The organism is Algisphaera agarilytica, from assembly GCF_014207595.1.
Classification (GTDB): domain Bacteria; phylum Planctomycetota; class Phycisphaerae; order Phycisphaerales; family Phycisphaeraceae; genus Algisphaera; species Algisphaera agarilytica.
The window spans coordinates 3,713,257-3,740,198 of the sequence record NZ_JACHGY010000001.1; the positions used below are offsets into that span (position 1 = coordinate 3,713,257).

The following is a 26,942-nucleotide window of genomic DNA, read 5'->3' on the forward strand; positions in this document are numbered from 1 at the left end:
ATGAAGACTGCTCGCCTTGACTCTCTGGAAGAACGCTTGGTGCGTTGGCCCGCCGCCGCGGCCGAGCCTCGGCTGATCTTATTCGATATCGATCGCACGTTGCTCGACACCTGTGGCGGGAACCGTCGGGCGATGGAACGCGCGGGACGCACCGTGTTTGGCGAGCGTTTTGATCTCGAAGGGATCGACCGGTCGGGCCGGCTGGACTCGCACATCTTGATGGATGCGGCTTACCGGCTCGGCCAACACTTACTTGCCGAGCAGTTCAATCAGTTCCGGACGCAGTATGCGATCGAACTGGAAAGCGAACTGGACGGCCAACGCGTCATGCCCGGAGCGGTGGCTTGGGTTAAGCGGTTAGCGGAAATCGAAAACGTGACGCTAGGACTGGTGACCGGCAACTTCGCCAGTGCGGCGGCGGTGAAGATCCCCGCCATCGGCCTGGACTTCTCGGTGTTCAAAGCCAACGGCTTCGGGGGCACCGGTGAACGCCGGGCCGATCTGGTCGGCATTGCCCGGCTACGCTGCCCCCAAGCCAAGATCGAGTCGACGCTGATCATCGGCGACACGCCCCGCGACATCGAGTGTGCCCGGGCCAACGGCTGCCCGAGTCTGATCGTGGCGACCGGGGATTATGATGCGGATCAATTGCGTGAAGCGGGGGCTGAGGATGTGGTCAGCGACCTGACCTCACCCGAGGCCACGCGATTCATGAACCTGTTCTTGCGGGGCAAGGAGGCCGACGCATGACCAAGAAATCTGCCGTAAACCTCAGCGCGAACGAAGACGCCCCACAGAAGCAGGCGCGCTACGAAGCGATCGCAGCGATCCTCCGGGAAGAAATCATCGCGGATCACAAGCCGGGCGACTTTCTGGAGACCGAGTCGAGCTTTGCGGAGCGGTTCGGGGTGAACCGCCACACCATCCGTCGGGCGATCGATGAATTGGTATCTGAGGATCTGGTTTGGCGTCAGCAGGGTCGGGGGACGTTGGTGCTTCAGCCGCCGATGGATTACCAGATCCACAGCCAGACCCGGTTTACCGAAACCGTGACATCGCTGGGGCATCAGGCCCGATCGATCGTCATCGGGCGTAGGATGACCGCGGCGTCCGAGGGCGTGGCTCGTTGGTTGAAGATCGAGCCGCTCAGCCGGGTGGTTCAGCTCGATGCACTGCGATTGGTCAACGATCAGCCGGTGTTGCTGACCACACACTTCTTTGCCGCCGATCCTTACGAGCCGCTGTACTTGGAATACGACGGCGGGTCGTTGCACGGTGCGTTACGCGAAAAATTCGGCGTCGAACTCAAGCGTATGGAAAGCCTAATCACCGCGCGTCTGCCGATGGACGAAGACGCGATGGCTCTGCGGCTGTCGCCCAAGCAGCCGATCTTGCGGGTCAAGAGCCTGAACGTCGAGGTGAGCAGTGGCCAGCCGGTGGAGTATGTGATCTCGCGTTTCCGGGCCGATAGTGTGCAGTTGAAAGTAGAGCCGTGACCCAAGCCAGCACCACTTCAATCGATGGATCGATCGACCGTTCGCGTTGGGCGGCGGCGTTGTTGCGTGTCGAGGAATCACGCGTCATCGCGTTGGCTGAGACCTTGGCGGAACGGCACGGGGTACGCATGAAACGTGTGCCTAAGTCGGGGCTGGCGATGATGCGGCTGCGCGACTCGGTGCAGAGCCAGGCGTTTAACCTCGGCGAGATCCCGCTGTCGTCGGCCCACGTTGTGTTCAACGGGCCGAACGGCACCGAACACGAAGGGGGTTGCCAGATCATGCGCGACCATGAGGCGTTGGCGGTGGCGATCGCGGTGTGTGACGGCGTGTTGGCGGCGGAAGTGGAGGGGACTTCGGAAGTTGCATCGCTGGTCTGCGAGGGCGCAGCGGTATCCCGGGAGGATGCGGCGGTGCGTCGCGGGATGCGTGAGCGCAGCCGGGTGTCGTTTGCGTTGATGAACCAGCAAGACGAATCCGGCAGCGCGGAAGGCGGGGCCGACGCGTGATGACGCTCGATCCGATCTGGCAGCCACCTCTCCAGCAACGTGTCTATCGCGCGCTGCTCGAGGCCCATAGCTTCCCCGGACGGGTGATTGATTTGCCTGTCGAACTGGGCGATCAACCCGCCACGCTGGCGGTGTTGGCGACGCTGCTGGATACCAGTACGTCGTTCTGTGATGCGGACGGCCTGATCAGTCCCGAGGACCAGCTGCGTCTCGAAGCTCCGTCGGCCACGGCCGATGACGCCGACTTTGTGTTGTTCCAGGCCGACTTGGCTCCGCCCGATGGGTTTAAGCCTCGTCTCGGCGATGTGTATCACCCGCACGAAGGGGCAACGCTCGTGTTGGGCGGCCGTTCTATCGTTGAAGGGCACACCCGTTTCGAGTTGTCGGGCCCGGGTGTAGAGTCCACGCAACCCCTGAATCTCACTGGTTTCGACACGGCCTGGTTCGCCCAACGCGAGCAGTGGATCTCGGCCTACCCCACCGGGGTCGACCTGATCCTTTGCGACGCGTCACGCATCACAGCCATACCTCGGACCACGATGATGCGGTCGCTTATCGAAGCTCCCTCAACAGAAGGGGGGCGGGCATGAGTTACGTGGCCATCAAGGGCGGCGAGAACGCCATCCGCGAAGCGGCCGAGCTGTTGCAGGTGCTGCGTACACGCGGCAGCACGGAAGGGCAACCGCCGCTCTCACCTCAAGCCATCGAGCGCCAGCTCCACTTTCTGCACAGCCAGGTGATGAGCGAAGGCGGGCTCTACGACACGCAGCTCGCGTCGTTGGCGGTGAAGCAATCGCTGGGCGATCCGATGGAGGCGGCTTTTCTGTTACGTGCTTCCCGCTCGACCCGGCCGCGCATCGCCAACACGCCGGTGATCGACACCCGCAAGATGCGGCTGATCCGGCGGATCAGCTCGGCGTTCAAGGACATCCCTGGAGGCCAGATGCTTGGCCCCACGCCCGACTACACCCAGCGATTGTTCAACTGGGAGTTACTCGATGAATCGGGTGAGTCGTTCCGCAACAAGCTGATGCAATGGACTGACGGGCTTGATGTGGATTCAACGGAGTCGGCCGAGGAGTCGCCTCTGCCCAAGGTCCTGGATTTCCTGCGGGAGCAGGGCTTGGTCGATGACGCTCCCGAACCCTGTGATGAACCGTTCGACATCACCCGCGAGCCGTTGGTGTTTCCGGTCGATCGCTCGGCGGCACTGGCTACGATGACCCGCGGACAGCAGGGCGGTATCGTCGCACTCGCCTACTCGAACATGCGGGGATACGGTGATGTCCACCCGACCATCGCCGAGCTGCGCGTGGGCTACGTGCCCGTCGAGCTGCCGCACCCCGTCACAGGCGAACCCACCGAGGCGGGCGAGGTGTTGATCACCGAATGCGAAGTCATCGCGATGTATGAGCGATCCGACGAAGCCTCGACCCAGCGCACCGGCGTCGGCGACACCGTCGAGATCGACCCGGAAGCCCCGCCGCGTTTTACCCTCGGCTACGGCGCCTGCTTCGGGCACAACGAAGCCAAAGCCATCGCCATGGCCATCCTCGACCGCTCGTTGCAGAAGGGCATGCGTGACGGTCCCTCCAACCCTTCGGAGGACCCCGAGTTTGTGCTGCTGCACATCGACGGCATCGACGCCATGGGCTTCACCGTCCACTACAAGATGCCGCACTACGTGACGTTCGCCTCTGACCTGGATCGACTCCGCAAGACCCAGCAACAACACGCCGACAAAAAGCAGTCGACTGAAACCGAGTCGCCTGTTGCGGAGGAGGTGGCCTCGCCATGAGTTTGGCTGAACTCCAATCCCCGCAGCACCGCGAACACACCTTCGGCCTGATCGACGAGACGGCCAAGCGTGAGATCCGCCGAGCGACGCTGAAGGCGGTGTGTGTGCCGGGCTACCAGGTCCCGTTCGCGTCGCGCGAGATGCCGTTGGCCCGCGGGTTCGGCACGGGGGGGTTGCAGCTTACGCTCTCGATGATCGGCGAAGACGACACACTCAAGATCATCGACCAGGGCTCGGATGAATCGGTCAACGCCTGCAACATGCGTGACCTGATCACCCGCGTCTGCCCGGGGGTTGAGCCGACGTTCAAGACCGAAGACGCCAGCATCGTCCAGACCCGCCACCGTATCCCCGAGACGCCGATGCGCGAAGACCAGACGCTAGTGTTTCAGGTACCTTACCCCGACGCGTTGGTCGTGGTCGAGGCCAACGAAGCCCGACGGGTGCAGATGCACGGCGAGGCCGACTACGCCCGCCTGTTCGTCAAGCTCTACGAAGACATCGTGCAATACGACGAGATCACCCTCAGCCACCGCTACCCAACCCGTATCCACGGCCACTACATCATCGACCCGTCGCCGATCCCACGCTACGACGTGCCCAAGCTGCACCAATCCAAACAGCTCAACCTTTTCGGGGCCGGACGGGAGAAGAAGATTTACGCCGTCCCGCCGTACACCGACGCCAAGCCGTTGGAGTTCCAGGACGTCAATTTCCGCGTGGAAGACCACCTCGACGATGGCGGCCGTCGCTTGGTCTGCTGCAAGTGCGGCGCGGACAACACGTTCCTCGATGAACTGGTGCTGACTGATGGCAGCCGGGCTTATGCCTGCAGCGACACCGAGTATTGCCGCCGGATGGTACAACAGGCCAAGGCCGCATCTCAGACGGCGAGAGGTGGTGTTTCATGATCCGTTCGATCCCAGTGCCGACCGATGTCGAGCAAGGCCTGCCGCCTGTGCTTGAAGTCGATGGGTTAACCAAGGTCTACGGCCCGATTGGCCCACGCACCCTGGAACACACCGGCCCCGACGCGCCGGGCGGCGGCACGAATATTTGCCCCGACACCGGCAGCGTCGTAGCGCTCAACAACGTTTCGCTTAAGCTCTACCCCGGGCAGATCCTCGCGGTCATCGGCGAGTCGGGCAGCGGCAAGTCCACACTGCTCAAAACGCTCTACCTCGACGAGCCGCCCACCGATGGCTCCGCCTTGTTCCGCGACCCCGGCTTGCCCGGCAACACCTGGGACCAGGCCCACGACCTGTTTCTCTACAACCCCGCCCAGGCCCGCCGCCTCCGCGACCGCCATATCGGCATCGTGCGGCAGAACCCCAAGCTGGAGTTGAATTTCAACATCTCGGCGGGTGGCAACATCGCTGAACGCGTCCTTGCCGCGAACGCCGCTGAGTTGCAGGGGCATCCGCACTACGGCGATATCCGGCAACGCGCTCTGGAGTTGCTCAGCGAAACCCAAGTCCCCACCGCCCGCATCGACGAACGACCCGGCAACTTCTCAGGCGGCATGCAGCAACGCGTCCAGATCGCCAAGGCCCTGGCCATCCAGCCGCCGGTGCTTCTGCTCGATGAGATCACCACCGGCCTCGACCTGTCGGTGCAGGCCCGCATCATCGACCTCATCCTCGATCTGCACGACCGCCTCCAACCCGCAATCCTTCTGGTGACCCACGACATCAGCGTCGTCCGCACCCTCGCCAGTCAAACCATCGTGATGCGTTACGGCCAGATCGTCGAGCAAGGCCTCACCGATCAGGTCCTCGAAGACCCTCAGCACCCCTACACGCAGGAGCTGGTGAACGCCGCGCTATGATGCCCACCGACGTCTACCAAGACCCCGAGCCCGTTCTCGAAGTCCGGAGCCTGGCCAAGCGATTCACCCTTCACGAACGTCAGCGCACCATCCAGGCGTTCGAGGGACTTTCGTTCACCGCCCACACCCACCACCTCGCCGCGATGGTCGGTGCGTCGGGTAGCGGTAAGTCCTCAGCACTCAAGTGCATCTACCGTACCTACGTCTCCGACCAGGGCGCGATCCTCTATCGGGCGCATGACGGACGGACGGTTGACCTTACCACGGCCGACGAGCAGACCGTCCTCGACCTCCGTAAGGGCGAGATCCGCTTCGTCAGTCAGTTCTTGAAGTCTTTGCCCCGCAAGACCGCGTTGCAGGTCGTGGCCCGCCCGCTGGTCGAGCAAGGCATCGAATACGAGCAAGCGATGCAACACGCCCGGGAAGCGCTAGAGCGTGTAAACCTCCCCGCCCGGCTGCATGAACTCCCGCCCTCCACGTTCTCCGGCGGCGAACGCCAACTGGTCAACCTCGCCCGTGCATTGGTCGTGCGTCCACGGCTTTTGTTGCTGGATGAGCCGACCGCCAGCCTCGACCCCCGCTCGACCGACCGTATGGTCGAGATCATCCGCTCTCTCAAGCAGGAACCCATCGCCATCCTCGCGGTGTTCCACAACCCGCAGATCGTTCAGTCACTCGCTGACTCCACCATCGAGATCGCGGGCGGGATCACCTGGGACCATGCGGCCAAAGCCGTGTCCGAACAAGCCGCCCTGGATTAATCGCCACGATATGAGCCGTACCACCCTCATCCATCACGCCCGCTTGGTGCTGCCCGACCAAGTCATCGACGACGGCTCGCTGTTGATCGAAGACTCCACCATCGCTTCGATCTGCCCCGACTCCGATGTTGCCGACGAACACATCGATGCCCGCGGGCAGGTGCTGATGCCCGGCATGATCGACCTGCACTCCGACGCGATCGAATCCGAGATCGAGCCCCGCCCCGGCGTCATGTTGCCCACAACGTTTGCCATCCAGCAGATCGACCGCAGCAGCGCTGCGTTGGGCCTCACCACGGTGTACCACTCGCTGTCGTTTTCTGGCAAAGAGCTCGGCCTCCGCAACGATGAGCTAGCCGCCAGCGTCGCAAGGGCGGTTCACGCATACGCCCAAACGCTTCACCCTTGCATCGATAACCGGGTCCACGCCCGCTACGAAGTCACGAACGACGCCGCGATCTCGGTGCTGCAGGAGTTGTTGGCCGAGGAAGTGTTGTCGTTGCTCTCGCTGATGGACCACACGCCCGGCCAAGGCCAGTTCCAAACCATGGAGTCTTACCACAATTACCTGGCCAAGCGCTACGCCTACGACACCGAAGCCCTAGGCACGGTGATTGCCGAGAAGCTGACCGCCGCGGACGGCGCCTGGGAAAGGGCCACGCAACTGGTCGAGGCTGCCAAGCAGCACGACGTCCCGTTGGCTAGCCACGACGACGACTCCGCCAGCCGGGTGCAGATGATGATCGACCTCGGCGTCAGTCTCTGCGAGTTCCCGATCAATGCCGAGGCGGGCGAGGCCATCAAAGAATTCGGCGAACACGCCCTCGTCGGTTCGCCCAACGTCTTCCGTGGCGGGAGCCAATCCTCGGGGATGCGGGCGATCGACGCCATCGAAGCCGGCCACGCCGACTGCCTCTGTAGCGACTACGTCCCCAGCACGATGCTCCCCGCGGTGTGGCGGGTGTGTGACGAGCTAGGCCACTCGCTGCCCGAAGCGGTGCGGTTGGTCACCCTCAACCCCGCCGAAGCCGTGGACCTCCACGACCGTGGCCTGCTCGCCCCGGGCCTCCGGGCTGACCTGCTGCTCGTGAATGAAGACGGCGAATACCCATCCGTTACCCGCACCTGGTCCCGGGGCCGGTGCACGTTCCGATCCGATGCGTAGATTATTGTCGTGACCACCCCCGACCCCAGCCCGCTCAAGATCGGCCTCGTCACCGACATCCATTACGCCGATACCGCCGCTAACGAAAAACGCGATACGCGTGCCTCCCTGCACCGTGTCCGCCAAGCCATAGGCGACTTTCAGACACACGACGTCGATGTCGTCGTCTGCCTCGGCGACCTCATCCATTCCGGGCCGGACGTTGAGGCTGAACGTTCATATATGCAGACGATCGTTGCGGAGCTACGGCGCGTTGATCGACCGATCTACTTTTGCCTCGGTAACCACTGCGTGGATCGTTTAACCAAAGCCGAAGCACTTGAAATCATCGGACAGCCCACCGCCACGTTCGAAGCCATCCATAAAGGCATCCGCATCTTAGGTCTGGATACCTGTTTTAACCCCGAGGGCTCGTCGTACGGCCGGCTCAATAGCGATTGGCGAGTTGCCGTGCTTCCCGAAGCTGAACTGGACAAACTCGAACAATCCATATCGAAGAACACTTCCCCTACACTTCTCTTCTCCCACCATCGTCTGGACGCGAACGACGATTGGTCACTTCGTAACGCGGAGGAAGTCCGCCGCAGGATTGGCCCCCACAAGCATCTCTCTTATGCCGTGCAAGGCCATGCCCACCTCGCCGATTTTCGATCGATCGGGCATCAGGGTTTCCTTACGCTGATGCCGATGGTTTACTCTGACCCCAAGCTCAATGCATACTCAATTCTGACCGTAATGTCGTCTCAGAGTATTGCACTGCAAGGTTTCGGTAATCAGACTTCTTGGAATCCATAGACAAAGCCGGCTCTATGGCTCATCAAGAACCAAAGGGCTTTGGTCTCGACTTTCCCTTTACGGTTCAACAACCGTTACTGCTGGGTATCGGCTGCAATATCAGGGTAGGTCCACGGACAAATGAACAGCTGAGCCGAGACTTGTAAATGCCAGGTTAAAGGGACATCTTTACGATGGAAAAATTTGTGAATCTATGAAAAAAGACCAGCCCAGAGGGACTAGTCTTGTGTAGGAAATAGCGGGGAGTGGATTCGAACCACTGACCTCCGGGTTATGAGTGGAATTCACCCGAATAGCTAAGTCGTTGGGATGTCCGTAACTGCAAGCAACCTCAACGGGTTACAACCGCCGAGCTGGTGCCCAATTATACCATTATTCCCATGTTTTTCAGGGTACAGGGGCCAGCTTAGGGTACAAATTTCGGTCCCTAAAAAGGCCTACCTCCGGTGTATTGCCCCGACGAAACTGACAGAGATTAATGGGAGGTGGGAGTTATGCTCGTTTGTTCTATCACGGTATTGGGCTCAGGTATGTCCGGTTGATTTGGGGTGAATGCAACAAGAGTAAGCCCGATTAATCCGATGGCGATTGCCAGCGTATACCACGGCCCCCAAAGCTGGGACTGTTCTTTCGCATTGATTGTTAGATCAGGTGCATATGCTCCGTCTTTAGTGAATCCCAAAGCTTCATTGATGTTCTTCAGAGTGTCCCTTGCTTCGATACGGCGCTTCGCGCTAAAGTGCAACAAGATGGCGCCGGATGCGCAGAGGATGGCAACCAAGCATACTAATAGTGTCAGCGTGACCCCGTTGCTGATGGGGCTTGTCGCTAGCCAACTTCCCACCGCAACTTGGATAGTTATTACGCCAGAGAAAATTTTCAAGTCAAGGGCTGTCATGTACCTGAGCAGCTCAACATGATCCTCGTAGCGCATCTTTAACGCATCGAACTTCTGCTCCGCGGTAAGTTCCATTGCTTTTGGATTGTTTTGCATCTTGGATTCCATGTCTTTAGTCATAGGGCATTCATCAAAGGAGCTTGCGCTAGAGCCCGTCAATTCACTCGAGGTTTAGCTGTACTAAGCGGGCACGCAAGGAACATAAATTCTGAATAGATGAACTGGAGAAGGGGGCTTGGTTGCCGCTTTCCACGTCTGCACCACTTTCAGGGTGCGCTTTCTGCGTGTGAGTGCCCATGAACGATGTAGTGGCTCAAATCGGGGGAGCCCGGTTTTTAGCAATCAGCCAAGTGATTCCCCTGTTAAACAGTCTATGAGGCTTTGCCTGCCATTGATGCGAAACATCTCGTCGCAATTACCACACTGGCGGTGAAAGCCATTTCGGACGATTTGCTATCCGAGAAATGCGATATTCCACTTGAACTGCAATGTAATGCATTGTAATATGTTGCAACTCAAGGAGCTCCTAATGGAAAAGACAGAAAATCGTACAGCCAGTTACAGCACCAGATTTAGCCCCCAGCAGCGTGATGTCATTGATGAAGCTGCGAAACTTTCAGGGTGTTCGGCAGCCAAGTTCATTCGAGAAGCTGCGGTGGCCCGGGCTACCGACACTGTGAACGCCTCCGAGGAAGCTGGAGCTGTTCTCAAGCGCCTGGCAGCATTAGTTGTGGAACAGCTGCAGAATCCGGGAGTTCGTGAGTTCTGGCATGATGGGCCGCCTGAAGTGACGAACACAGTGAAGGAGGAATGGAGGTGGGACAGTTTTGCTGGTGAGGATGGCTACGTGGAGAGGCGGTACCGCGAAGAGACGTTAGTGCAAGCGGGGTTTCGAAAAGAAGACGTCCAGCCTCTTTACCTGGCCGACGAAGACCTTTCGCAGATCGAGCTCGCGCTAGACTGCGCAGGGACTGAGTTTGTCGGCATGCTGTTGGATGCTTGGAAAAAACCGCGAAGAAACCAGATTGCTTTTGCACCTCGGATACGGAAGAGCAACTTGGCGGGGACTGAGGAGGATAGTGATGCCTAGCGATAAGGAGTATCGGGTATTTGATTTTGGTAGGTATGGGCAGGCGTTGGCCTTAACGCGTGGCGAACGTTTAATCAATGTGGTGGCTATTGAATCTAGCACAAAGACCAATAGCATCAGAACTGGAAAAGCATCTGCGGATTTAAGAGATCGAGTTTCTAAAGCTTTGCGAAGTCGCTGAGCAACTTAATCTAGCCCACCGCAAGCTGTCTTGATTGATCGCCAGCCATGGGCCTTGAAGGTGCAGTAAGCACCAGAAAGGACAGCCATGGCTGTTGTTGTAGTTAGTGGGAATCGGTGGCATCGGATGCTGCCAACCCGTGTCACGCGTAGTTTGCGTTGGCGGTATACCGTCACGCAGCAATCGGATGGGCGATGGATCGGTGCGGTCTACGCGCCCCATGTCGGGAATCAGTTCCTAGGGCCATTCGATGATGTCGTCGAACTCTTAACCCGTGCGGGCGGCATCGTCCGTGACGATGTGCTGATCCGTCAGTTGGAGAACGGGGGTGTGAAGTGAGTAGCCCTAAAGACAAACATCCTCATTCAGATGGTGAGCCGGGCGGAGACGGGGGCGGGGGGCCCCGCGATTCTCGCGGGGGGCCGACACCGGCACCGTACGGCTCCAGCATGGGGGACGCTGTAACACCCCATGCTCTAATTACAGATGAAGGTCCCAAAGACTGGCGGTTCCTACTGGCTGGTTTCGATACGCTCGACCTGGGGCTCTACGTCGCGTGGGATGACGACTGGTGGGAAGGGATCATTAAGAACCTGAATTACTACCAAGCCGAAGCTCGGATGGGCAAGCCTGCGGTGTGGAAGGATACAGAAGCTGGTCCGTGCCTCATCCTGCCTCGCGGCAAGGGGGCCAATTACAAATGGCACCTCCAGTTCCCCGATATGCACATCTTCATTGCCCCGTTCGACAAACCCAAGAACCTCCCGAACGTCTACGTCAGTCCGACGGCGAAGTCGCTGTGGCTCCGCGGTGTGGATCAGGTCGTTGAGTCGGTCGTCAACCTCATTCAAGAAATGCACGGTCAGGTCTGCCAAGTCCAAGTCAGCCGAGTGGACCTAGCTGCCGACTTCTACATCGAGTCTGGCATAACTCTGGACTTCTTGCGGTCTCACCGCGTCAGTCGGACTCGCTCGACAAACCACTACGAGAACGACGGTGTACTAGAGACCTTCTATCTCGGCCGTAAGTCAGCGCCGATCCAAGCTCGCATATACGACAAACTCAAGAAGACCCTCAAGAGTCCAGAGTCTGCCTTCTTTCTCGCCCTGTGGGGCGGGCCTGTGCAGGCGTGGCGCGTTGAGTTCCAGCTACGGCGGGCCTTATTACGGCAGATGGGTATCAACTCCATCGACGACCTGAAGCAACAAGCCGGTGGACTGTGGATCTATCTGACCGAGCAATGGTTCTCGCTTCGGCTACCGGACAACGCCAACTCCAAGCGACGCACGGTTCACCTCTGGTGGCACCACGTTCAGCGGGTGGCGGACCTATTCGGCCCGGCCTGCGCGATCTCGCGGGATGCTTTAGACATTCCCAAGGTCCCGGCCGACTGGTATGTCGCTCGCATTGCTGGCTGCATGGCTCCTTTGGCAGCCCGGTTGGGCATATCCGATTTAGACGAAGCCATACGCTACATGCTCGCAGATGTTCGAGCCAAGCTGGGCGAGAAGGACTGGGACGAAGAATATGCTCGACAGCGCATCCGTATGCAGGAGAATCCGGACAGCCCGGGGATCGGGGGCAGTGATGTCCCGTTCTAAATCCAAAATAAAGCCAAATGAGATATCAGTTTATCTGTCACCGAATGAACTCGCACAGAGGTGGCGTTGTTCTCGGTCAAGCGTAGATCGCATTACAAGCCGAGCATGTCTTACGCGCTTCTATTTGGGGGAAGGACGAAATGGAATCCTACGGTATCTAAGAGAGGAGGTTGAAGCTTATGAATTAAGCAGGCGTACTTAGTTTTGTAGCGCAATCCGCTTGCAATCCAATTCTTTAATATGCCGCCCCGGTTATGCAAGTCCGCCGGGGCGGTCCTAAAATCGGGACTCGCCGATCTGAACATCATTCAAAAATAAAAAATCGCGAAATGTATATGAGAGTTCGACTATGGACTTGTCTCCAGAAAGAGATCTAAGCAAGCTTTGCGTAGGGAATTCGTAAACAAATCCCAATCTTGTATTTAGAAACGCGACGTTTTCCCATGTATCACCATCACGCATGAAACGCAGAAGTATGTAGGTAACAACTTGACGGATGTCCTTTGAAGTTAAGTTGCGGTTGACAGCTTTGACTTCAACAAGGAAATGGCTTGTGGCTAAATCAATTTGTACCGGGGACAGAAAGCCCGCACCAGGCAGATTCAGAGCATATCTGGCAGTTGCTGAATCGGCGAGGCTGGCTCTGTAGACCTCCTGCCGATATGCCAAGCGCATCGCTTCGCGTACTTCCAGGGAAGAAAGTCCATCCGAGAAATCTACGATCTCGGTGGAAAAACGCTTGGCTGATTCAATTGCAAGAGATGATGCTGTGCCGAGCATTTCCGGGTCATTGACCACGTCGGCTACATGCACAAATTGTTCGTAGGCGATACGCGCTATGTGGTAGCCTGTTTCAGCTATAACGGCGGGGTCGCGTGTTTCAGCTGACATCTCAACAGGCCCCAAAGGTTTGCCATCCTCAATGAGAGCTCGCTGGGAATCACATGTGTTGATTACATGAACTACAGACGGCGTAAGCATCGGCAAGAGTTCATTCCAAAAACTCTTGAATTTTTGACTGAGTAATCTTTCGTCAATCATACTGTTATGCCTGCCGTGTCCGGACGACTGCTGAACCAATCACGTATTAGTAATTCTTTGGAATTCCAACTCCACTTCGAATTTTTTCTCCAATGGCTGCCCTCATCGGTCAAGGCATAAGACGAAATGATTACAGCCCCGCGTTCCCAAGATGTTAAATCTGAGAAGCGTGCCCGCAAGCTTGTGAGCCAATAATCCCGCTTCCATTTTGCCATCGCAAGAATTATGAGGCGGCGGACCAAAGGGTTGCTATGCGTGTTATATATCGAAACTAAGAATTGCTCTTTCTTATCGGTATAGTCGAAGGCCAAGCACTGTATGAAGTACATTAGATGCAAGTCTACGTCTAATTGCGGAAGCTTAGCATCAATTAAATCATGCAGAAGAATGTCGATTTGATTTCTCTGAGTATTCGATAAGTTCGGAATAGTTGATCTTACAACGCGAAGCACTGTCGATAAGACTGGGCTTAGCGTCGATAAGTTGTTTCGGTCTAGGATTGTCTGCAATGCGCCAGTTTGCAACGTATTGTTAGGCAGTAATCGTACTGCGTTAAGCGCTTGCTTTGTGACACTTGTATCCACTACGGTTTTATTGAGTTCACGTGCAAGAATGCTAAGAATGTCAATTTCGTTTATTGCTGAGCGTAGATTCTCGTAGTCTTCTTCCGCGGTCGGGGAGTAAGGGTCAAACCGAATTGATATGTTAAGTAGCTTGTCTTCGTCAGTAATGATAGATGTGGCGCGAGACTGATCGAATGGGCGCGACATCTCGATAAATTCTGCTTGTGTAAGTATTCGCGTCTTCGATTTCTGTAGCGCCAAGCCTTCCAGCTTTAGTTTGTCCGACAAAAACTTAATTGTCCCATAAGCTTCGGCATCAGAATCGCAAAAGAACGTGAAGTCATCTGCATAGCGAGCGTAACTTCGATTTAGATCGACAGCTAGATGTTGGTCTATGTTAACAAGCGACAGCTCGGCAAGAATACGGGATGCTGGTCCGCCAACAGGCAGTCCATATGAGAAGCCGTTAGAAAATATCGCAAGAAGTTTCAGTATCTGTGTTTTTGTGTCGCTGTTGATACCCAACCGCTGTAGTAAGTTCTCGATCCTATGGTGCGATATTCGAGGGTAGAAATCGGCTATATCGGTCACCAGTACAACCGCATGGTCCCGCGCTAGTTGGAGGCAGTGCTCCTTGTATTGCCGCCAAGAAACATCAGAAAATATTTTACTGTCACCGTCATTCCAGGCGTATCTATATGAGTACACTTGGGCATTGGTGATTGGAGAGCGCGCTGATTCAACTTCATCGGCTATGGATAGCACTAACGCGAGATAGTAGGCATTCCAGTACGGATCGATTTGAGTGGTCCACCGAAATCCTGTGTAGCCTACTTGCGATAATGCTTGGATGAATCTGGGTGGATCGTCGGAAATCGCGCGGTCAAAATCTGCAAACATGCCTTCTAATATTGCAGCACATTCATTTTCTTTTTCGTGAAAAATGTCCTTCTCATATGAGAAAGGAAACACATCTGTATCCCCATATTTCCCTATATTTTTAATTGAACGTTTAGCTGCTTCTGCGAATAGCAATGGCATTGCTCATCTCTGTTTGGGGGTGGAGGTTCTTAGGTGATAAGCCTGGAAATTCAATTTCGCTCAGCATCGTTTCGGGCGCAAGACTTGCATAATGTCGGCGACATATCTCGGGCGAATTACCCATAAGCGAACTCACTTTGAACAGGCTTACACCGTTTTGGGCAAGCTGGCTGCCGAAAGTATGCCGGTAATCCAAACAACCCCATTGAAGGCTTAGATCTTTGTTCACTCGCCGCAAGTCCCGCGAAAACCCATCCCCATCCCACCAGCACCCCATCGGTGATGGGAAAAACCACCCCCGGAAGCTGTCGGAGGTCTTGGGTGAGTGGGTTGCGGGTGGTGAGTAGCGGTCGAGGAAGGATCGCAACGCGCGGCTGATCGGCACCACCCGATTGACTTTCGTCTTGGGCTCCCAGAATCGTCCGTCGATGGTTTTTGCTCGTAGCCGGATCAAGCCGTGCCCCCCATGTCTTCTGGAAAGGTCTACATCGTCTAGTGTAAGCCAAAGCAGCTCTTCACGCCGTAATCCTGCGTAGATGAGGGTCGCAACCATCTTCTGCATCTGGGGTTTGAAGCGCAGAGCATCGAGCTGTTCGTCGATCTGGGTAAGGCTGAGGTAGCGGATTTGCGGGGCGTGCTCCCGGTGTCGTTCGACCTTGGTGGCGGGGTTGATGTTGCCCGGCATCCGGATGATGCCTTGATCCATCGACCAGTTGAACAGGCGGCAGACGATCTCCCGGTAGCGGTTGGCCGTCTTCGGGGCGAGCCCACGGCTACGGACGTGGCTGTCGATGAACTGCTGGATGTCGGCGGTGGTGATGGCCTCGAAGTGGTTCGCCTCGATGATGCGGGCCCGCCGCCGTCGATCGCCACCTTCCTTGACGGGGCGTTTGCGGGTCTTGGCCGACGGGTTGCGACTGGTGATGCGTACCGCCTCGCAGCATTCCCCGAATGCTTCTCTTAAGTAGTAGACGTCGGTCTGGGCTGACTTGGCGGTCTTAACGGTGCGGATGTGCTCGACATATTGCTCGACCACCTTACCGATGGGCGTGCGGGTCGGCAGGGGGTTGCCGTTGCCCTGGGCTTGGGTGTTCTCGATCTCGCGTAGCTTGGCTTTTGCGATCTGGAGCGAGTCGGTTTTCAGGGTGCGGCGGACTTGTCGGCCACCGATGTAGAGCTGAGCGTAGTAGATGCCGTTGCGTTTCTTGAGCGATGCCATAGGTGATCTCCGGGCTGTGGGGGACAGGTTCCGGCGAGTCCTAAGGTTTGGCGGGTAGGGGTCAGAACGGGGTACATACTGCCCATGTTTACCAACAAAAAAAGGACTCGCATTGCTGCAAGTCCTTTCATCAAAACGAATAGCGGGGAGTGGATTCGAACCACTGACCTCCGGGTTATGAGCCCGACGAGCTACCAGGCTGCTCTACCCCGCAATCTGGGTCGATGACTATAGACATCGGCTACTGCAGTGTCAAATCTTCGTGAATCTCACCCGTGGGCCGGTCGACTCGCCCGCCGTATTGGGGAAAACCGGGTAGGCAGGGACTGACAGACATCGAAAGGGGGGGCTGTCAGAGTGACAGCCCCCGCGGCCTGATCTCGCCGAAGATCGCTGTTTAGGGGGCTTTGCGGACTGATTTTCGGGGTTTCTGTGCTTGGAAGACTATCCGCGATTGGCACAGGGCTTGCCATATGTATATGGATATCTCCGCGCTCCGGCTCGGAGCTGACTTCGTAGGTGAATGAACAGCCTCGGCATGTCGCCGCAGCGGCGCCACGATTTGGACCCTCATTTTTGAAACTGGAGTGATACGAATGGCCGTGAAGGACCTGACGTTTGAATCTGAAGCACGGGCAAGCCTGCTCGCGGGAGTTGAGAAGCTCGCCGCGGCGGTGAAGAGCACCCTCGGCCCCCGCGGCCGGAACGCGGTGATCGACAAGAGCTGGGGCGGCCCGACCGTCACCAAGGACGGCGTGACCGTCGCCGAGGAGATCGACCTGGTCGACAAAGCCGAGAACATGGGCGCTCAGCTCGTGAAGGAAGCCGCCAGCCAGACCTCGGACAAGGCCGGCGACGGCACCACGACCTCGACCGTGCTCGCCGAGGCCCTCTTTAAGGAAGGCCTGCGTCAGGTCACCGCTGGCGTGGACGCCAACGCCCTGGTCCGCGGCATGAAGAAGGCTGTGCTCGCCGCCACCGAAGAAATCCAGAAACAAGCCAAGCCCATCAAGGGCAAGGGTGACATCACCAACGTCGCCACCATCTCGGCCAACAACGACCCCGAAATCGGCAAGATCATGGCCGACGCCATGGAGAAGGTCGGCCAGGACGGCGTCATCACCGTCGAAGAAGGCAAAGCCCTGGACACCTACGTTGACGTCGTCGAAGGCATGCAGTTTGACCGCGGCTACCTCTCGCCGAACTTCATCACCAACCCCGATGACATGCTCGTCGAGCTCGATAAGGCTCTGATCCTGGTCTACGAAGACAAGATCAGCAGCATCCAGAAGCTCGTGCCCCTGCTGGAAAAAGTTCAGGGCGCGAAGAAGCCGCTTTTCATCATCGCTGAAGACATCGAAGGCGAAGCCCTCTCGACCCTGGTCATCAACAAGCTGCGTGGCGTCCTGAACGTCTGTGCGGTGAAGGCCCCCGGCTACGGCGATCGCCGCAAGGCCATGCTCGGCGACATCGCCGCGCTGACCGGCGCCGAGCCCATCATGAAGGACCTGGGCGTTGATCTCGACACCGTTGAGCTCTCGCAGCTCGGCATGGCCAAGAAGATCACAGTTGACGCCGACAACACCACCGTCATCGAAGGTGCGGGCAAGTCTTCGGACATCCAGGGCCGTATCGCCCAGATTCGCAACGAGATCGCCACCACCACCTCCGACTACGACCGCGAGAAGCTGCAAGAGCGTCTCGCCAAGCTGGCCGGCGGCGTCGCCCAGATCAATGTGGGTGCTGCTTCGGAAGCCGAACTGAAAGAAAAGAAAGCCCGCGTCGAAGACGCCCTCCACGCGACCCGCGCTGCGGTCGAAGAAGGCATCGTCCCCGGCGGCGGCATCAGCTTCATCCGTGCCCTCAAGGCCCTGGACAAGGTCGAAACCGTTGGCGAAGAATCGGCCGGCGTCGATACCGTCCGCAAGGCCCTGACCGTGCCGCTGTTCACCATCGCCGAGAACGCCGGTGAGCGTGGCAGCGTGGTCGTCGCCAAGGTTGCTTCCCAGAAGGGCAGCAACGGCTTCGACGCCCTGAAGCTGGACTACGTCGACCTCGTTGAGGCTGGTGTCATCACCCCCGCCAAGGTCGACCGCACCGCGTTGGAAAACGCGATGAGCGTGGCCACCCTGCTGCTGACCTGTGACTGCGTGGTCTCCGAGGCCCCGGTTGAAGAAGCCGCCGGTGCCGGTGGCGACCACCACGACATGGGTGGTATGGGCGGCATGGGCGGCGGCATGCCCGGCATGGGCGGAATGGGTGGCATGGGCGGTATGCCCGGCATGATGTAAAGCCGCTTGCGGCTTAGCCCGTTCCATCCGGTCAACAGACCGTTTCTTTGTAATCACACACGAATTTAAAACAACCACTCACTGGAGTAGAAACCCATGGCCACCGCCACCAAAACCAGCATCAAACCGCTCGACGACCGTGTCCTCGTGAAGCCCACCGAGGCCGAGGAAAAAACCGCTTCGGGCATCTACCTGCCCGAAGGCGCCAAGGAAAAGCCCCAAACCGGCAAGATCGTCGCCGCGGGCCCCGGCAAGCTCAACGATGACGGCAGCCGCAACAAGCTCACCGTCAAGAAGGGCGACACCGTCCTCTACGGCAAATATGCCGGCACCGAGATCGATGTCGACGGCGTCACCCACATGATCATGCGTGAGTCCGAGTTGCTCGGCGTCATGGAGAAGTAAGACCCCGCGGCATCTGCCGTGTTCCACTGGTCTGCTAACTGGTCTGCGTCCAGACCAGACCACCAAAACCAGACCACTTTCAGACCAGAACCCAACCACCCCAACCACGGAGCCACCCCAAGATGGCCAAGAAGCAAATGATTTTCGGTGCCGAAGCGCAAGCCGAACTGAAGAAAGGCCTGCAGCAACTCGCCGCGGCCGTGAAAGTCACCATGGGCCCGACCGGCCGCAACGTTGTCATGCAGAAATCCTTCGGCGGCCCCTCGGTCACCAAGGACGGCGTGAGCGTCGCCAAGGAAGTCGAGCTCGAAAGCCCCTTCCAGAACATGGGCGCCAAGATGGTCGTCGAGGTCGCCAAGAAGACCGCCGACAAGGCCGGCGACGGCACCACCACCGCCACCGTCCTCGCCGAAGCGATCTACAACGAAGGCCTCCGCCACGTCGCCTCCGGCGCCAACGCCATGGCCCTCCAGCGTGGTATCAACGCTGCGGCCGAAGCCGCAGCCGAAGCCATCCAGGCCCTCGCCACCAAGTGCAAGGGCAAGGACGACCTCCAGGCCGTCGCCACCGTCTCGGCCAACCACGACGCCGAGATCGGCAGCCTCATCGCCGAAGCCATCCACAAAGTCGGCAAGGACGGCGTGGTCGAAGTCGAAGAAGGCAAGTCCGCCGACACCACCCTCGACTACGTCGAAGGCATGCAGTTCGACAAGGGCTACCTCTCGCCGTACTTCATGACCGACCCCGCCTCGCAGGAGTGCGTGCTGGAAGATCCCCTGATCCTGGTCCACGAAAAGAAGATCAGCAACCTGCCCGACCTGCTGCCCCTGCTCAACAAGGTGGCCATGGCGCAGAAGCCGCTGCTCATCATCGCGGAAGACGTGGAAAACGAAGCGCTCGCCGCGCTCGTCGTGAACCGTCTGCGTGGTGTGCTCAAAGTAGCCGCCGTCAAAGCCCCCGGCTTCGGCGACCGCCGCAAGGCCCTGCTCGGCGACATCGCCACCGTCACCGGTGCAACCTTCGTCAGCGAAGACCTGGGCGTTCAACTCGAAACCCTCGAGATCGAATCGCTGGGTACCGCGAAGAAGATCACCGTCGACAAGGACAACACCACCATCATCGAAGGTGCCGGCAAGAAGAAGGACATCAACGGCCGGATCGATCAGCTCCGCTCGCAGATCGAAAAGACCACCAGTGACTACGACCGCGAGAAGCTCCAGGAGCGCCTGGCCAAGCTCACCGGCGGCGTCGCCATGATCCGCGTCGGTGCCACCACCGAAACCGCGATGAAAGAACGCAAGGACCGTGTCGACGACGCCCTGGCCGCGACCAAGGCCGCTGCCCAAGAGGGCTACGTCCCCGGCGGCGGCGTGTCGTTCGTGCGTGCGATCGAAGCCGTGGAAGCCAAGCGTAAGTCCGCCAAGGGCGACGCGAAGATCGGCTTCGACATCGTGGCGGCCGCCCTCGAGGCCCCGCTGCGTCAGATCGTGGAAAACGCTGGCGAAGACGGCTACGTCGTCGTCGAGCAGGTCCGTGCCGCCAAGGGCAACAAGGGCTACAACGCCGCCACCGGCGAGCACGTGGACCTGGTCAAGGCCGGCATCATCGACCCGGCTCTGGTCAGCCGCACCGCGCTGCAGAACGCCGCGTCGGTCTCGGGCCTGATGCTCACCACCAACGTGCTGATCAGCGACTTCGATGAAGACGCCGAAGCCATCGCGGGTGCGGTCCACTAACCGACCCGCCCGCAGCCCCGACCCTCGAAGCCCAGGGGCGACCGTCTCTGGGTTTCTTTCGTAGGGTGGACACCGCCCACCAGACCAACCGCAGCCCTTGTCGTTGTCACGGTGGGCCGTGCCCACTCTACAGAACCATTGCCCCTCCTCGAATTTTCTTATGGCCACCCAGCGCGACTACTACGAAATCCTCAGCGTCGAGCGCACCGCCAGCGGCGACGAGATCAAACGCTCGTACCGCAAGCTGGCCATGAAGTACCACCCGGACCGCAACCCGGACGACGCCGAGGCCGAGGCAAAGTTTAAAGAGTGCGCCGAGGCGTACGAGGTCCTTTCCGACAGCGAGAAGCGTCAACGCTACGACCAATTCGGCCACGCCGGGCTGAAAGGCCAAGCCGGCCACGACTTCAGCCACATGAACGCCGGGGACATCTTCTCGATGTTCGAGGACATCTTCGGCGGCGGCATGGGCGGCGGACGTGGCCGTCGTCGCGGTCCCGGCGGCGCACAACGCGGCTACGACCTCGAGACGCAGACCGAGATTACGCTCAACGAAGCCTTCACGGGCACCACCACGGATATCGAATTCACCCGCCAGGACGTCTGCGACACCTGCAACGGCACCGGCGGCAAGCCCGGCACGGAACCGTCCACCTGCACGATGTGTGGCGGGGCGGGGCAAGTTCAGCAAGCGGGCCTCGGCGGTATGTTCCGCATGGTCAACACTTGCCCCAACTGCAAAGGTGCCGGGAAGATCTATCTCGATAAATGCACCTCCTGCCGTGGCAGCGGCCGGGTCGCCAAGAAACGCAAGTTGTCGATCAAAATCCCCGCGGGCATCCACGACGGTCAGGCTATCCGCGTTTCCGGTGAAGGCGAGCCCGGCAGCGGCGGCGGCCCGCAAGGCGACCTGCACGTGGTCGTCCGCATCGCGGATCACGAGTTGTTCACCCGCGAAGACGATCACCTGATCATGAAGATGCCCGTCAGTTTCACGCAGGCGGCGCTCGGCGCCAAGGTCAGCGTCCCCACCCTTGACGGCGAGACCGAACTCACCATCAAGCCCGGCACCCAACACGGCGAGCTCTTCCGCGTCCGCGGCGAAGGCATGCCCGACCTCCGCTCCGGCCGCCGGGGCGACCTGATTGTCGCGCTGCTGCTCGAAGTCCCCACCAAGCTCACCAGCCGTCAAGAAGAACTGCTCCGTGAATACGCCGAGAGCGAAGACCACGACGTCCTCCCGGAAAACAAGGGTTTCTGGGGCAAGATCAAAGAACACCTGGGCTAACGCCCGAACCAAACCATGAGCGAAAACATCCACCCCAACGATGATCTGAACGCGGCCGAAGACTCGGCCGAGGTGAACGAGTTCGACCTGACTCCCGAAGGTGACGAGCCGACGCTGGCCGACTTCGATCCCGAAGCCGCCGAGGCCGAGGCCGAGGCGCAAGAGGTCATCGATGAAGAGTTTGCCGCCCTGCAAAAAGAACGCGACGAGCTTGAAGCCAAGCTGATGCGCACCGCCGCTGATTACCAGAACTTCGTCCGCCGATCGCAACTCAACATCGACGCGACCAAGCAGGAGACGCTGATGAAGGTCGCCAAGGCCCTGGTTGGCGTGATGGACAACTTCGACCGTGCCCTCGAGCTCGACCCCGAAACGACGTCAGCGGGAGACGTACAGAAGGGGGCCGCCACCATCCAGGCCGCGCTGCTCCAGGCCCTCGAAGGTTTCGGCATGAAGAAGGTCACCGTCGAGCCCGGCGATGAATTCGACCCCAACCTCCACGAGGCCCTGATGCGTCAGCCCTCGGAAGACATCGAATCGAACCACGTCGCCGCCCAGTTCATGCCGGGTTATATCCTCAACGATCAACCCGTCCGCCCCGCACAGGTCAGCGTGGCGGAGTGAGTTCCCGAGAAGGTCTTGTTATTCAGGGCTTCAATCGCAACAAGCGTCGTAACCACGCGGCCAGCCGAAGGATGCCTAGAAACTTCAAGACCCGGAACAGCCGCCACATATGCATCGCTTTCATGCGAAATATCCTACGAAAAACAGCCGCCCCCGGAGTGGCTTCCGAGCGAGCAAAAGCCTAGGGATTCCCCGCCATGCCCACCTACGACTACGTCTGCGATGCGTGTGACCACGCCTTCGAAGAGTTTCAATTGATGACCGCCGAGGTGCTCAAGAAGTGCCCTGCTTGCGGCAAAATGAAGCTCCGCCGTCTGATCGGCACCGGTGCCGGTGTGATCTTCAAAGGCGCGGGTTTCTACGAAACCGACTACCGCTCCGACAGCTACCAAAAGGACGCGAAGGCCGACAAGCCCAGCGAGACTAAGAGCGATAGTAAGTCTTCCGACTCGGAAAAATCGAAATCCCAATCAACAGACGGCAAACCAAAAACGGATTCAACATCTCAGTCTAGCTCACTATCCGGCAAGAAATCTAATAAAAATAAATCCGTCGACTGATGCAGACTCCAGGAGAAGAAATCGTTGGTGAGTATCTTCGCAACCTCAGAGGTTGCGATTTCATTCAATATAACCTTCAAACGACACAAACCCAGGGCGAGATTGATGTCATCGGGATCAACATGGCCGAGCGACATCTTTATGTTTGCGAGGTGGCAATCCACCTATCCACTGGCTTGCAATACACGAAAAATAAACGCCCCGACAATGTCGATCGTTTCGTCGCGAAGTTCACGAAAGATATCCAGTACGCCCGTATGGCCTTTCCTGATTACGAGCATACCTTCATGCTTTGGTCGCCGATCGTGAAAACCTCGAAGAATCCTGTCTACAACCAAATGGTCCACATAGCCGATATCAATAAAAAAATTCACGTCGATTTCGGGGTTGAGCTTCAATTGATCGTCAATCAAGACTTCCAAGACTGTATGTCTGAACTTCGCCGTTTTGCCGGGACGCAGACTGCCGCATTCACGTCACCGATCATGCGTATGTTGCAAATTGAGGAGCGTTTGGCGAAGCATTTGAAGAAAACGCTGCCGAATTGAATCTCGGTATTACTGCAGTACGCCTTGCTCACGCAGCAGCACCATGATCTTCTCGACGCATTCGTCGATCGACAGATCGTTGGTCGCCAAACGGAGCGCCGGGGACTCGGGAGCCTCATACGGCGCGGCCATGTCGCTGAACGCGGCCATGTTCGAGCCTTCTTCCTTGGCGCGTTCCTTGCAGACGTCTTCGGGGGCATCGGTGAATATCTCGAAGAACCGGTCTTCGCCGACGATCTCCTTGGCCGTCGCGCGGTCATCAGCCGAAGGCGAAAGGAACGCACACACCGTGATCAGGCCCGCGTGGTTCGCGGTCTTGGCGAGCTCTGCGGCACGGCGGAGGTTCTCGGCACGGTCGGCATCACTAAAGGTCAGGTCGGACGATAAGCCCAAGCGGGTGTTGCGGCCGTCGATCGCCAGGGGCGTATAGCCTTCGTCGAAGAGGCGACGCTCCAGGGCGTAGGCGACGGGCGACTTGCCCGAGCCGGTGAGGCCGGTGATCCAGACGGTGGCGGGTTGCTGCTTGAGGCGGGTCGCGCGCTCTTCGTCAGAGATCAGCGAAGAGTGCTGACGGGCTTCGGTCGCCAGCGACTGGGCCAACTGCTCACGAGCCACTTGCTTGGCCGTGGTCGACTGGTCGAGGATCATGCCCGCGGCGATGGTGTTGTTGGTCAGGCGGTCGATGACGATGAAGCCGCCGGTGCCGCGGTTCTTCTTGTACGGGTCGAACGCGATGGGGCGGGCGAGTTCGATGACGACCCGCCCGATCTCGTTGAGTTCGAGGGTGGGGGCGTTGTCGTCTTTGTGCAACGTGTTGACGTCCATGCGGTAACGAAGGTCGGAGATCACGCCGGGGGTTTGACGGGTGGTTTGCTTGATGAGGTACTGCCCGCCGGGTTTCATGGCGTCTTCGCTCATCCAGACCAACATCGCTTCGAAGGCCTGAGCGACCTGCGGCTGGTTGTTCACGTGGACGAGCATGTCGCCACGGCTGACGTCGACTTCGTCTTCGAGCGTGATCGTGGGCGACATCGGGGCGAAGGCTTCGTCAACCTCGCCGTCGAACGTGACGATCGATTTCACTTTCGAGGTCTTGCGCGAGGGCAGGACCATGACTTCGTCGCCGGGGCGGACGATACCCGAGGCGAGCGTGCCCGCGAAGCCGCGGAAGTCGAGGTTGGGGCGGTTGACGTACTGAACAGGGAACCGCAGGTCGATGAGGTTGCGGTCGCTGCCGATGTAGACGGTTTCGAGCAGGTGCATCAGCGTGCCGCCGTCGTACCAGGGCGTGTGCTCGCTGGCGTTGACGACGTTGTCGCCGTTAAGGGCGGACATGGGCACGAAGCGGATGTCGGGCAGGTCGAGCTTGGCCGAGAACGCGGCGTATTCCTGCTTGATCTCGTTGAAGCGGTCCTCGGAAAAGTCCACGAGGTCCATCTTGTTCACCGCGACAATCACGTGCTTGATGCCCAAGAGCGACGCGATAAACGAGTGGCGGCGGGTCTGGGTCTGCACGCCGTGGCGGGCGTCGATCAGGATGATCGCCAGGTCGGCGGTCGAGGCGCCGGTGGCCATGTTGCGGGTGTACTGCTCGTGGCCAGGGGTGTCGGCGATGATGAACTTACGCTTGGTCGTCGAGAAGTAGCGGTAGGCCACGTCGATGGTGATACCTTGCTCGCGCTCGGCCTTAAGGCCGTCGGTCAGCAGGGCGGGGTCGAACGTGCCCCCGGTCGTGCCGAACTTCTTGGAGTCGACCTCGAGCGACGCGAGCTGGTCTTCGTAAACCATCTTCGAGTCGTAGAGCAGTCGGCCGATGAGGGTCGACTTGCCGTCATCCACGGACCCGCAGGTCAGGAAGCGCAGCAGCTCTTTCTGTTCGTGCTGCTTGAGGTAAGCGTTGATGTCGGTGGCGATCAGTTCGCTTTGGTGGCTCATGGTGTAGGCGCTAGGGGTTAGGCGCTAGGCGCTAGGTGGTGGTTTGGGACTGGATCAGTCGGGTCAGGAGTTTTCCGACATCCTGGGTTAAGGTCCATGCGGGTTTGATCTGGTCTCTTGATTGCTGGTTGCAGCGGACGGTGAGTTCAATCTGGGTTTCGAGTTCGGCGAGTGAGCCTCGGGCGTATCTCAGATGTTTGGCGTAGTCTTTTCCGGCTCCTCTGCCGTAGCCCTCAGCAATGTTGGAGGGGATGGAGACGGCAGCTCGTTGCATCTGCGATATCAGGCCAAAACGTTCGGATTCGGGCAACTCCATGCAGAGCTTGTATACGGCCTCACAAAGCTCCATCGATTTCTGCCAGGCAATCAGCCCCCGATACCCATGCGTCTCATCGCCCATGACAACCCCCGAAAAACGACCGAGCGCCTAGCGCCGAATCCCTAGCGCCTATTTAGTAGTACCCCTGCTTCTTCTTCTCTTCCATGCCGGCACCGGGGTCTTTGTCGACGGTGCGGCCTTCGCGTTCGCTGCGGGTGGCGAGCAACATTTCCTGGATGATCAGGGGCAGGTCGCGGGCTTCGCTGCGGGTGGCGCCCGAGAGCGGGTAGTCGCCGAGGGTGCGGAAGCGGACCCATTCTTTCTTGGCGGTCTTGCGCAGGTCTTCGGGCATCCGGTCGTCGTCGACGGCGATCAGGTTGCCTTCAAACTCCACGACCTCGCGTTCCTCGGCGAAGTAGGCCGGGACGAGCTGGATGTTCTCGAGGTGGATGTACTGCCAGATGTCCAGCTCGGTCCAGTTGGACAGCGGGAAGGCGCGGATCTGTTCGCCCTTCTGGACGTTGGCGTTGTAGGTATTCCACAGCTCGGGACGCTGGTTCTTGGGGTCCCAGGAGTGGTTGCTGTCACGGAAGGAGTAGACCCGTTCTTTGGCGCGGGACTTTTCTTCGTCGCGGCGGCCGCCGCCGAACGCGGCGTCGAAGTCGTACTTGTCGAGGGCCTGGCGGAGGGCGCCGAGGTTCATCACGTCGGTGAAGACCTTGCTGCCGTCTTTGAAGGGGTCGACGCCTTGCTTGAGGCCTTCCTCGTTGATGTGGACGAGGCATTCCATGCCCAGCTCGCCGACGATGTAGTCGTCGCGGAAGGTGTACATCGACTGAAAGTTCCAGGTCGTGTCGATCTGCAGCAGCGGGAAGGGCGGTTTATCGGGGTAGAACGCCTTGCGGGCCAGGTGGAGCATCACGCAAGAGTCTTTGCCGATGGAGAACAGCATCACCGGGTTGTCAAACTCGGCGACGACCTCACGGATGATATGGATGCTCTCGGCTTCGAGCTGCTTGAGGTGGGTAAGGTTGTGGGATTCCAACGCGGAGGGCCTCCTGATCGGGGGGCGGGTTTCGCTAGGGCTTGGCGTTCCTCGCCGCAATTCGGCCCTAAGACGACACCATAGCCTACTCGGCAAACACGGGCCAACGCATGACCGCCGATCCGGAAATAGCGGCCGATCCTGCTGCGGGTCGTGACGCCTCGGCAGGTCGATTCGCCCGATAACCGCAAGGCGGCTTGGCGGA

General features: G+C 58.9%; 27 protein-coding genes and 1 tRNA gene. 20 read left to right on the forward strand and 8 right to left on the reverse strand.

Going from position 1 to position 26,942, the window contains the following annotated elements; all coding sequences use genetic code 11:
• The 10 genes from HNQ40_RS16080 to HNQ40_RS16125 are packed head-to-tail and all read left to right on the forward strand — an operon-like array spanning position 1 to position 8,352.
• Positions 1-750 carry an HAD family hydrolase gene (locus tag HNQ40_RS16080; protein WP_184678839.1) on the forward strand — a complete coding sequence of 250 codons (750 nt, stop codon included), beginning with the start codon at positions 1-3 and terminating at the stop codon, positions 748-750.
• On the forward strand, positions 747-1,496 hold the full coding sequence (gene phnF / locus HNQ40_RS16085; protein ID WP_184678840.1) for a phosphonate metabolism transcriptional regulator PhnF: 750 nt from the start codon (positions 747-749) through the stop codon (positions 1,494-1,496). The genes HNQ40_RS16080 and phnF overlap by 4 nt, the downstream gene beginning before the upstream one ends.
• Positions 1,493-2,005 carry a phosphonate C-P lyase system protein PhnG gene (phnG, locus tag HNQ40_RS16090; protein WP_184678841.1) on the forward strand — a complete coding sequence of 171 codons (513 nt, stop codon included), beginning with the start codon at positions 1,493-1,495 and terminating at the stop codon, positions 2,003-2,005. Before phnF ends, phnG begins: the two co-directional genes overlap by 4 nt.
• Positions 2,005-2,595 carry a phosphonate C-P lyase system protein PhnH gene (gene phnH / locus HNQ40_RS16095; protein ID WP_246403306.1) on the forward strand — a complete coding sequence of 197 codons (591 nt, stop codon included), beginning with the start codon at positions 2,005-2,007 and terminating at the stop codon, positions 2,593-2,595. The genes phnG and phnH overlap by 1 nt, the downstream gene beginning before the upstream one ends.
• Positions 2,592-3,803, forward strand: a complete 1,212-nt coding sequence (locus HNQ40_RS16100) for a carbon-phosphorus lyase complex subunit PhnI (RefSeq protein ID WP_184678843.1) — start codon at positions 2,592-2,594, stop codon at positions 3,801-3,803. Before phnH ends, HNQ40_RS16100 begins: the two co-directional genes overlap by 4 nt.
• On the forward strand, positions 3,800-4,714 hold the full coding sequence (locus tag HNQ40_RS16105) for an alpha-D-ribose 1-methylphosphonate 5-phosphate C-P-lyase PhnJ (protein ID WP_184678844.1): 915 nt from the start codon (positions 3,800-3,802) through the stop codon (positions 4,712-4,714). Before HNQ40_RS16100 ends, HNQ40_RS16105 begins: the two co-directional genes overlap by 4 nt.
• Positions 4,711-5,631 carry an ATP-binding cassette domain-containing protein gene (locus HNQ40_RS16110; RefSeq protein ID WP_221435584.1) on the forward strand — a complete coding sequence of 307 codons (921 nt, stop codon included), beginning with the start codon at positions 4,711-4,713 and terminating at the stop codon, positions 5,629-5,631. Before HNQ40_RS16105 ends, HNQ40_RS16110 begins: the two co-directional genes overlap by 4 nt.
• Positions 5,628-6,392 (forward strand): ATP-binding cassette domain-containing protein, encoded by a 765-nt coding sequence (locus HNQ40_RS16115; protein ID WP_221435585.1) that lies wholly within the window; start codon positions 5,628-5,630, stop codon positions 6,390-6,392. Before HNQ40_RS16110 ends, HNQ40_RS16115 begins: the two co-directional genes overlap by 4 nt.
• Before the next feature lie 10 nt (positions 6,393-6,402).
• A complete protein-coding gene (locus HNQ40_RS16120; RefSeq protein WP_184678845.1) occupies positions 6,403-7,557 on the forward strand; it encodes an alpha-D-ribose 1-methylphosphonate 5-triphosphate diphosphatase in 1,155 nt (384 codons plus the stop codon).
• Between the two features lie 9 nt (positions 7,558-7,566).
• A complete protein-coding gene (locus HNQ40_RS16125) occupies positions 7,567-8,352 on the forward strand; it encodes a metallophosphoesterase family protein (RefSeq protein WP_184678846.1) in 786 nt (261 codons plus the stop codon).
• 475 nt (positions 8,353-8,827) lie between these two features.
• On the opposite strand, the gene HNQ40_RS16130 is transcribed toward HNQ40_RS16125, so the two are convergent.
• Positions 8,828-9,370: a hypothetical protein gene (locus tag HNQ40_RS16130; RefSeq protein ID WP_184678847.1), complete on the reverse strand. Its 543-nt coding sequence runs from the start codon at positions 9,368-9,370 to the stop codon at positions 8,828-8,830.
• A gap of 385 nt (positions 9,371-9,755) precedes the next feature.
• Here HNQ40_RS16130 and HNQ40_RS16135 point away from each other — a divergent pair, with 385 nt between their 5' ends.
• The 3 genes from HNQ40_RS16135 (at position 9,756) to HNQ40_RS16145 (ending at position 12,122) form a co-directional block, all read left to right on the forward strand.
• The gene (locus HNQ40_RS16135; protein WP_221435586.1) at positions 9,756-10,340 is read left to right on the forward strand and encodes a plasmid mobilization protein; all 585 of its coding nucleotides are present in this window, start codon (positions 9,756-9,758) and stop codon (positions 10,338-10,340) included.
• A gap of 307 nt (positions 10,341-10,647) precedes the next feature.
• The gene (locus tag HNQ40_RS16140; protein ID WP_184678849.1) at positions 10,648-10,860 is read left to right on the forward strand and encodes a hypothetical protein; all 213 of its coding nucleotides are present in this window, start codon (positions 10,648-10,650) and stop codon (positions 10,858-10,860) included.
• 110 nt (positions 10,861-10,970) lie between these two features.
• Positions 10,971-12,122, forward strand: a complete 1,152-nt coding sequence (locus HNQ40_RS16145) for a hypothetical protein (protein ID WP_184678850.1) — start codon at positions 10,971-10,973, stop codon at positions 12,120-12,122.
• A 276-nt stretch (positions 12,123-12,398) separates the two neighbouring features.
• Here HNQ40_RS16145 and HNQ40_RS16150 read toward each other — a convergent pair whose 3' ends face one another.
• The 4 genes from HNQ40_RS16150 to HNQ40_RS16165 form a co-directional block, all read right to left on the reverse strand.
• Positions 12,399-13,163, reverse strand: a complete 765-nt coding sequence (locus tag HNQ40_RS16150) for a hypothetical protein (RefSeq protein ID WP_184678851.1) — start codon at positions 13,161-13,163, stop codon at positions 12,399-12,401.
• Positions 13,160-14,767, reverse strand: coding sequence for an RNA-directed DNA polymerase (locus HNQ40_RS16155; protein WP_184678852.1), 1,608 nt, complete (start codon positions 14,765-14,767; stop codon positions 13,160-13,162). Before HNQ40_RS16155 ends, HNQ40_RS16150 begins: the two co-directional genes overlap by 4 nt.
• On the reverse strand, positions 14,739-15,986 hold the full coding sequence (locus HNQ40_RS16160; protein WP_184678853.1) for a tyrosine-type recombinase/integrase: 1,248 nt from the start codon (positions 15,984-15,986) through the stop codon (positions 14,739-14,741). The genes HNQ40_RS16155 and HNQ40_RS16160 overlap by 29 nt, the downstream gene beginning before the upstream one ends.
• Positions 15,987-16,126: 140 nt before the next feature.
• Positions 16,127-16,200 (reverse strand) — tRNA-Met (locus HNQ40_RS16165).
• A gap of 382 nt (positions 16,201-16,582) precedes the next feature.
• Between HNQ40_RS16165 and groL (HNQ40_RS16170) the strand changes: the two genes are divergently transcribed.
• The 7 genes from groL (HNQ40_RS16170) (at position 16,583) to HNQ40_RS16200 (ending at position 23,438) form a co-directional block, all read left to right on the forward strand.
• Positions 16,583-18,277, forward strand: coding sequence for a chaperonin GroEL (groL, locus tag HNQ40_RS16170; protein WP_184678854.1), 1,695 nt, complete (start codon positions 16,583-16,585; stop codon positions 18,275-18,277).
• Positions 18,278-18,373: 96 nt separating this feature from the next.
• The gene (groES, locus tag HNQ40_RS16175; RefSeq protein WP_184678855.1) at positions 18,374-18,682 is read left to right on the forward strand and encodes a co-chaperone GroES; all 309 of its coding nucleotides are present in this window, start codon (positions 18,374-18,376) and stop codon (positions 18,680-18,682) included.
• Positions 18,683-18,804: 122 nt separating this feature from the next.
• A complete protein-coding gene (groL, locus tag HNQ40_RS16180) occupies positions 18,805-20,418 on the forward strand; it encodes a chaperonin GroEL (protein ID WP_184678856.1) in 1,614 nt (537 codons plus the stop codon).
• A gap of 160 nt (positions 20,419-20,578) precedes the next feature.
• Complete coding sequence (gene dnaJ / locus HNQ40_RS16185) at positions 20,579-21,706, forward strand: molecular chaperone DnaJ (RefSeq protein WP_184678857.1); 1,128 nt, start codon at positions 20,579-20,581, stop codon at positions 21,704-21,706.
• Positions 21,707-21,721: 15 nt separating this feature from the next.
• On the forward strand, positions 21,722-22,330 hold the full coding sequence (locus tag HNQ40_RS16190; RefSeq protein WP_184678858.1) for a nucleotide exchange factor GrpE: 609 nt from the start codon (positions 21,722-21,724) through the stop codon (positions 22,328-22,330).
• A 197-nt stretch (positions 22,331-22,527) separates the two neighbouring features.
• On the forward strand, positions 22,528-22,890 hold the full coding sequence (locus HNQ40_RS16195) for an FmdB family zinc ribbon protein (protein WP_184678859.1): 363 nt from the start codon (positions 22,528-22,530) through the stop codon (positions 22,888-22,890).
• The gene (locus HNQ40_RS16200) at positions 22,890-23,438 is read left to right on the forward strand and encodes a hypothetical protein (RefSeq protein WP_184678860.1); all 549 of its coding nucleotides are present in this window, start codon (positions 22,890-22,892) and stop codon (positions 23,436-23,438) included. The genes HNQ40_RS16195 and HNQ40_RS16200 overlap by 1 nt, the downstream gene beginning before the upstream one ends.
• A gap of 9 nt (positions 23,439-23,447) precedes the next feature.
• Here HNQ40_RS16200 and cysN read toward each other — a convergent pair whose 3' ends face one another.
• The 3 genes from cysN to cysD are packed head-to-tail and all read right to left on the reverse strand — an operon-like array spanning position 23,448 to position 26,737.
• Positions 23,448-25,373 (reverse strand): sulfate adenylyltransferase subunit CysN, encoded by a 1,926-nt coding sequence (gene cysN / locus HNQ40_RS16205; protein ID WP_184678861.1) that lies wholly within the window; start codon positions 25,371-25,373, stop codon positions 23,448-23,450.
• Between the two features lie 31 nt (positions 25,374-25,404).
• Positions 25,405-25,773 (reverse strand): four helix bundle protein, encoded by a 369-nt coding sequence (locus HNQ40_RS16210; protein WP_184678862.1) that lies wholly within the window; start codon positions 25,771-25,773, stop codon positions 25,405-25,407.
• 52 nt (positions 25,774-25,825) lie between these two features.
• Positions 25,826-26,737 carry a sulfate adenylyltransferase subunit CysD gene (cysD, locus tag HNQ40_RS16215; RefSeq protein ID WP_184678863.1) on the reverse strand — a complete coding sequence of 304 codons (912 nt, stop codon included), beginning with the start codon at positions 26,735-26,737 and terminating at the stop codon, positions 25,826-25,828.
• Positions 26,738-26,942 lie beyond the last annotated feature (205 nt).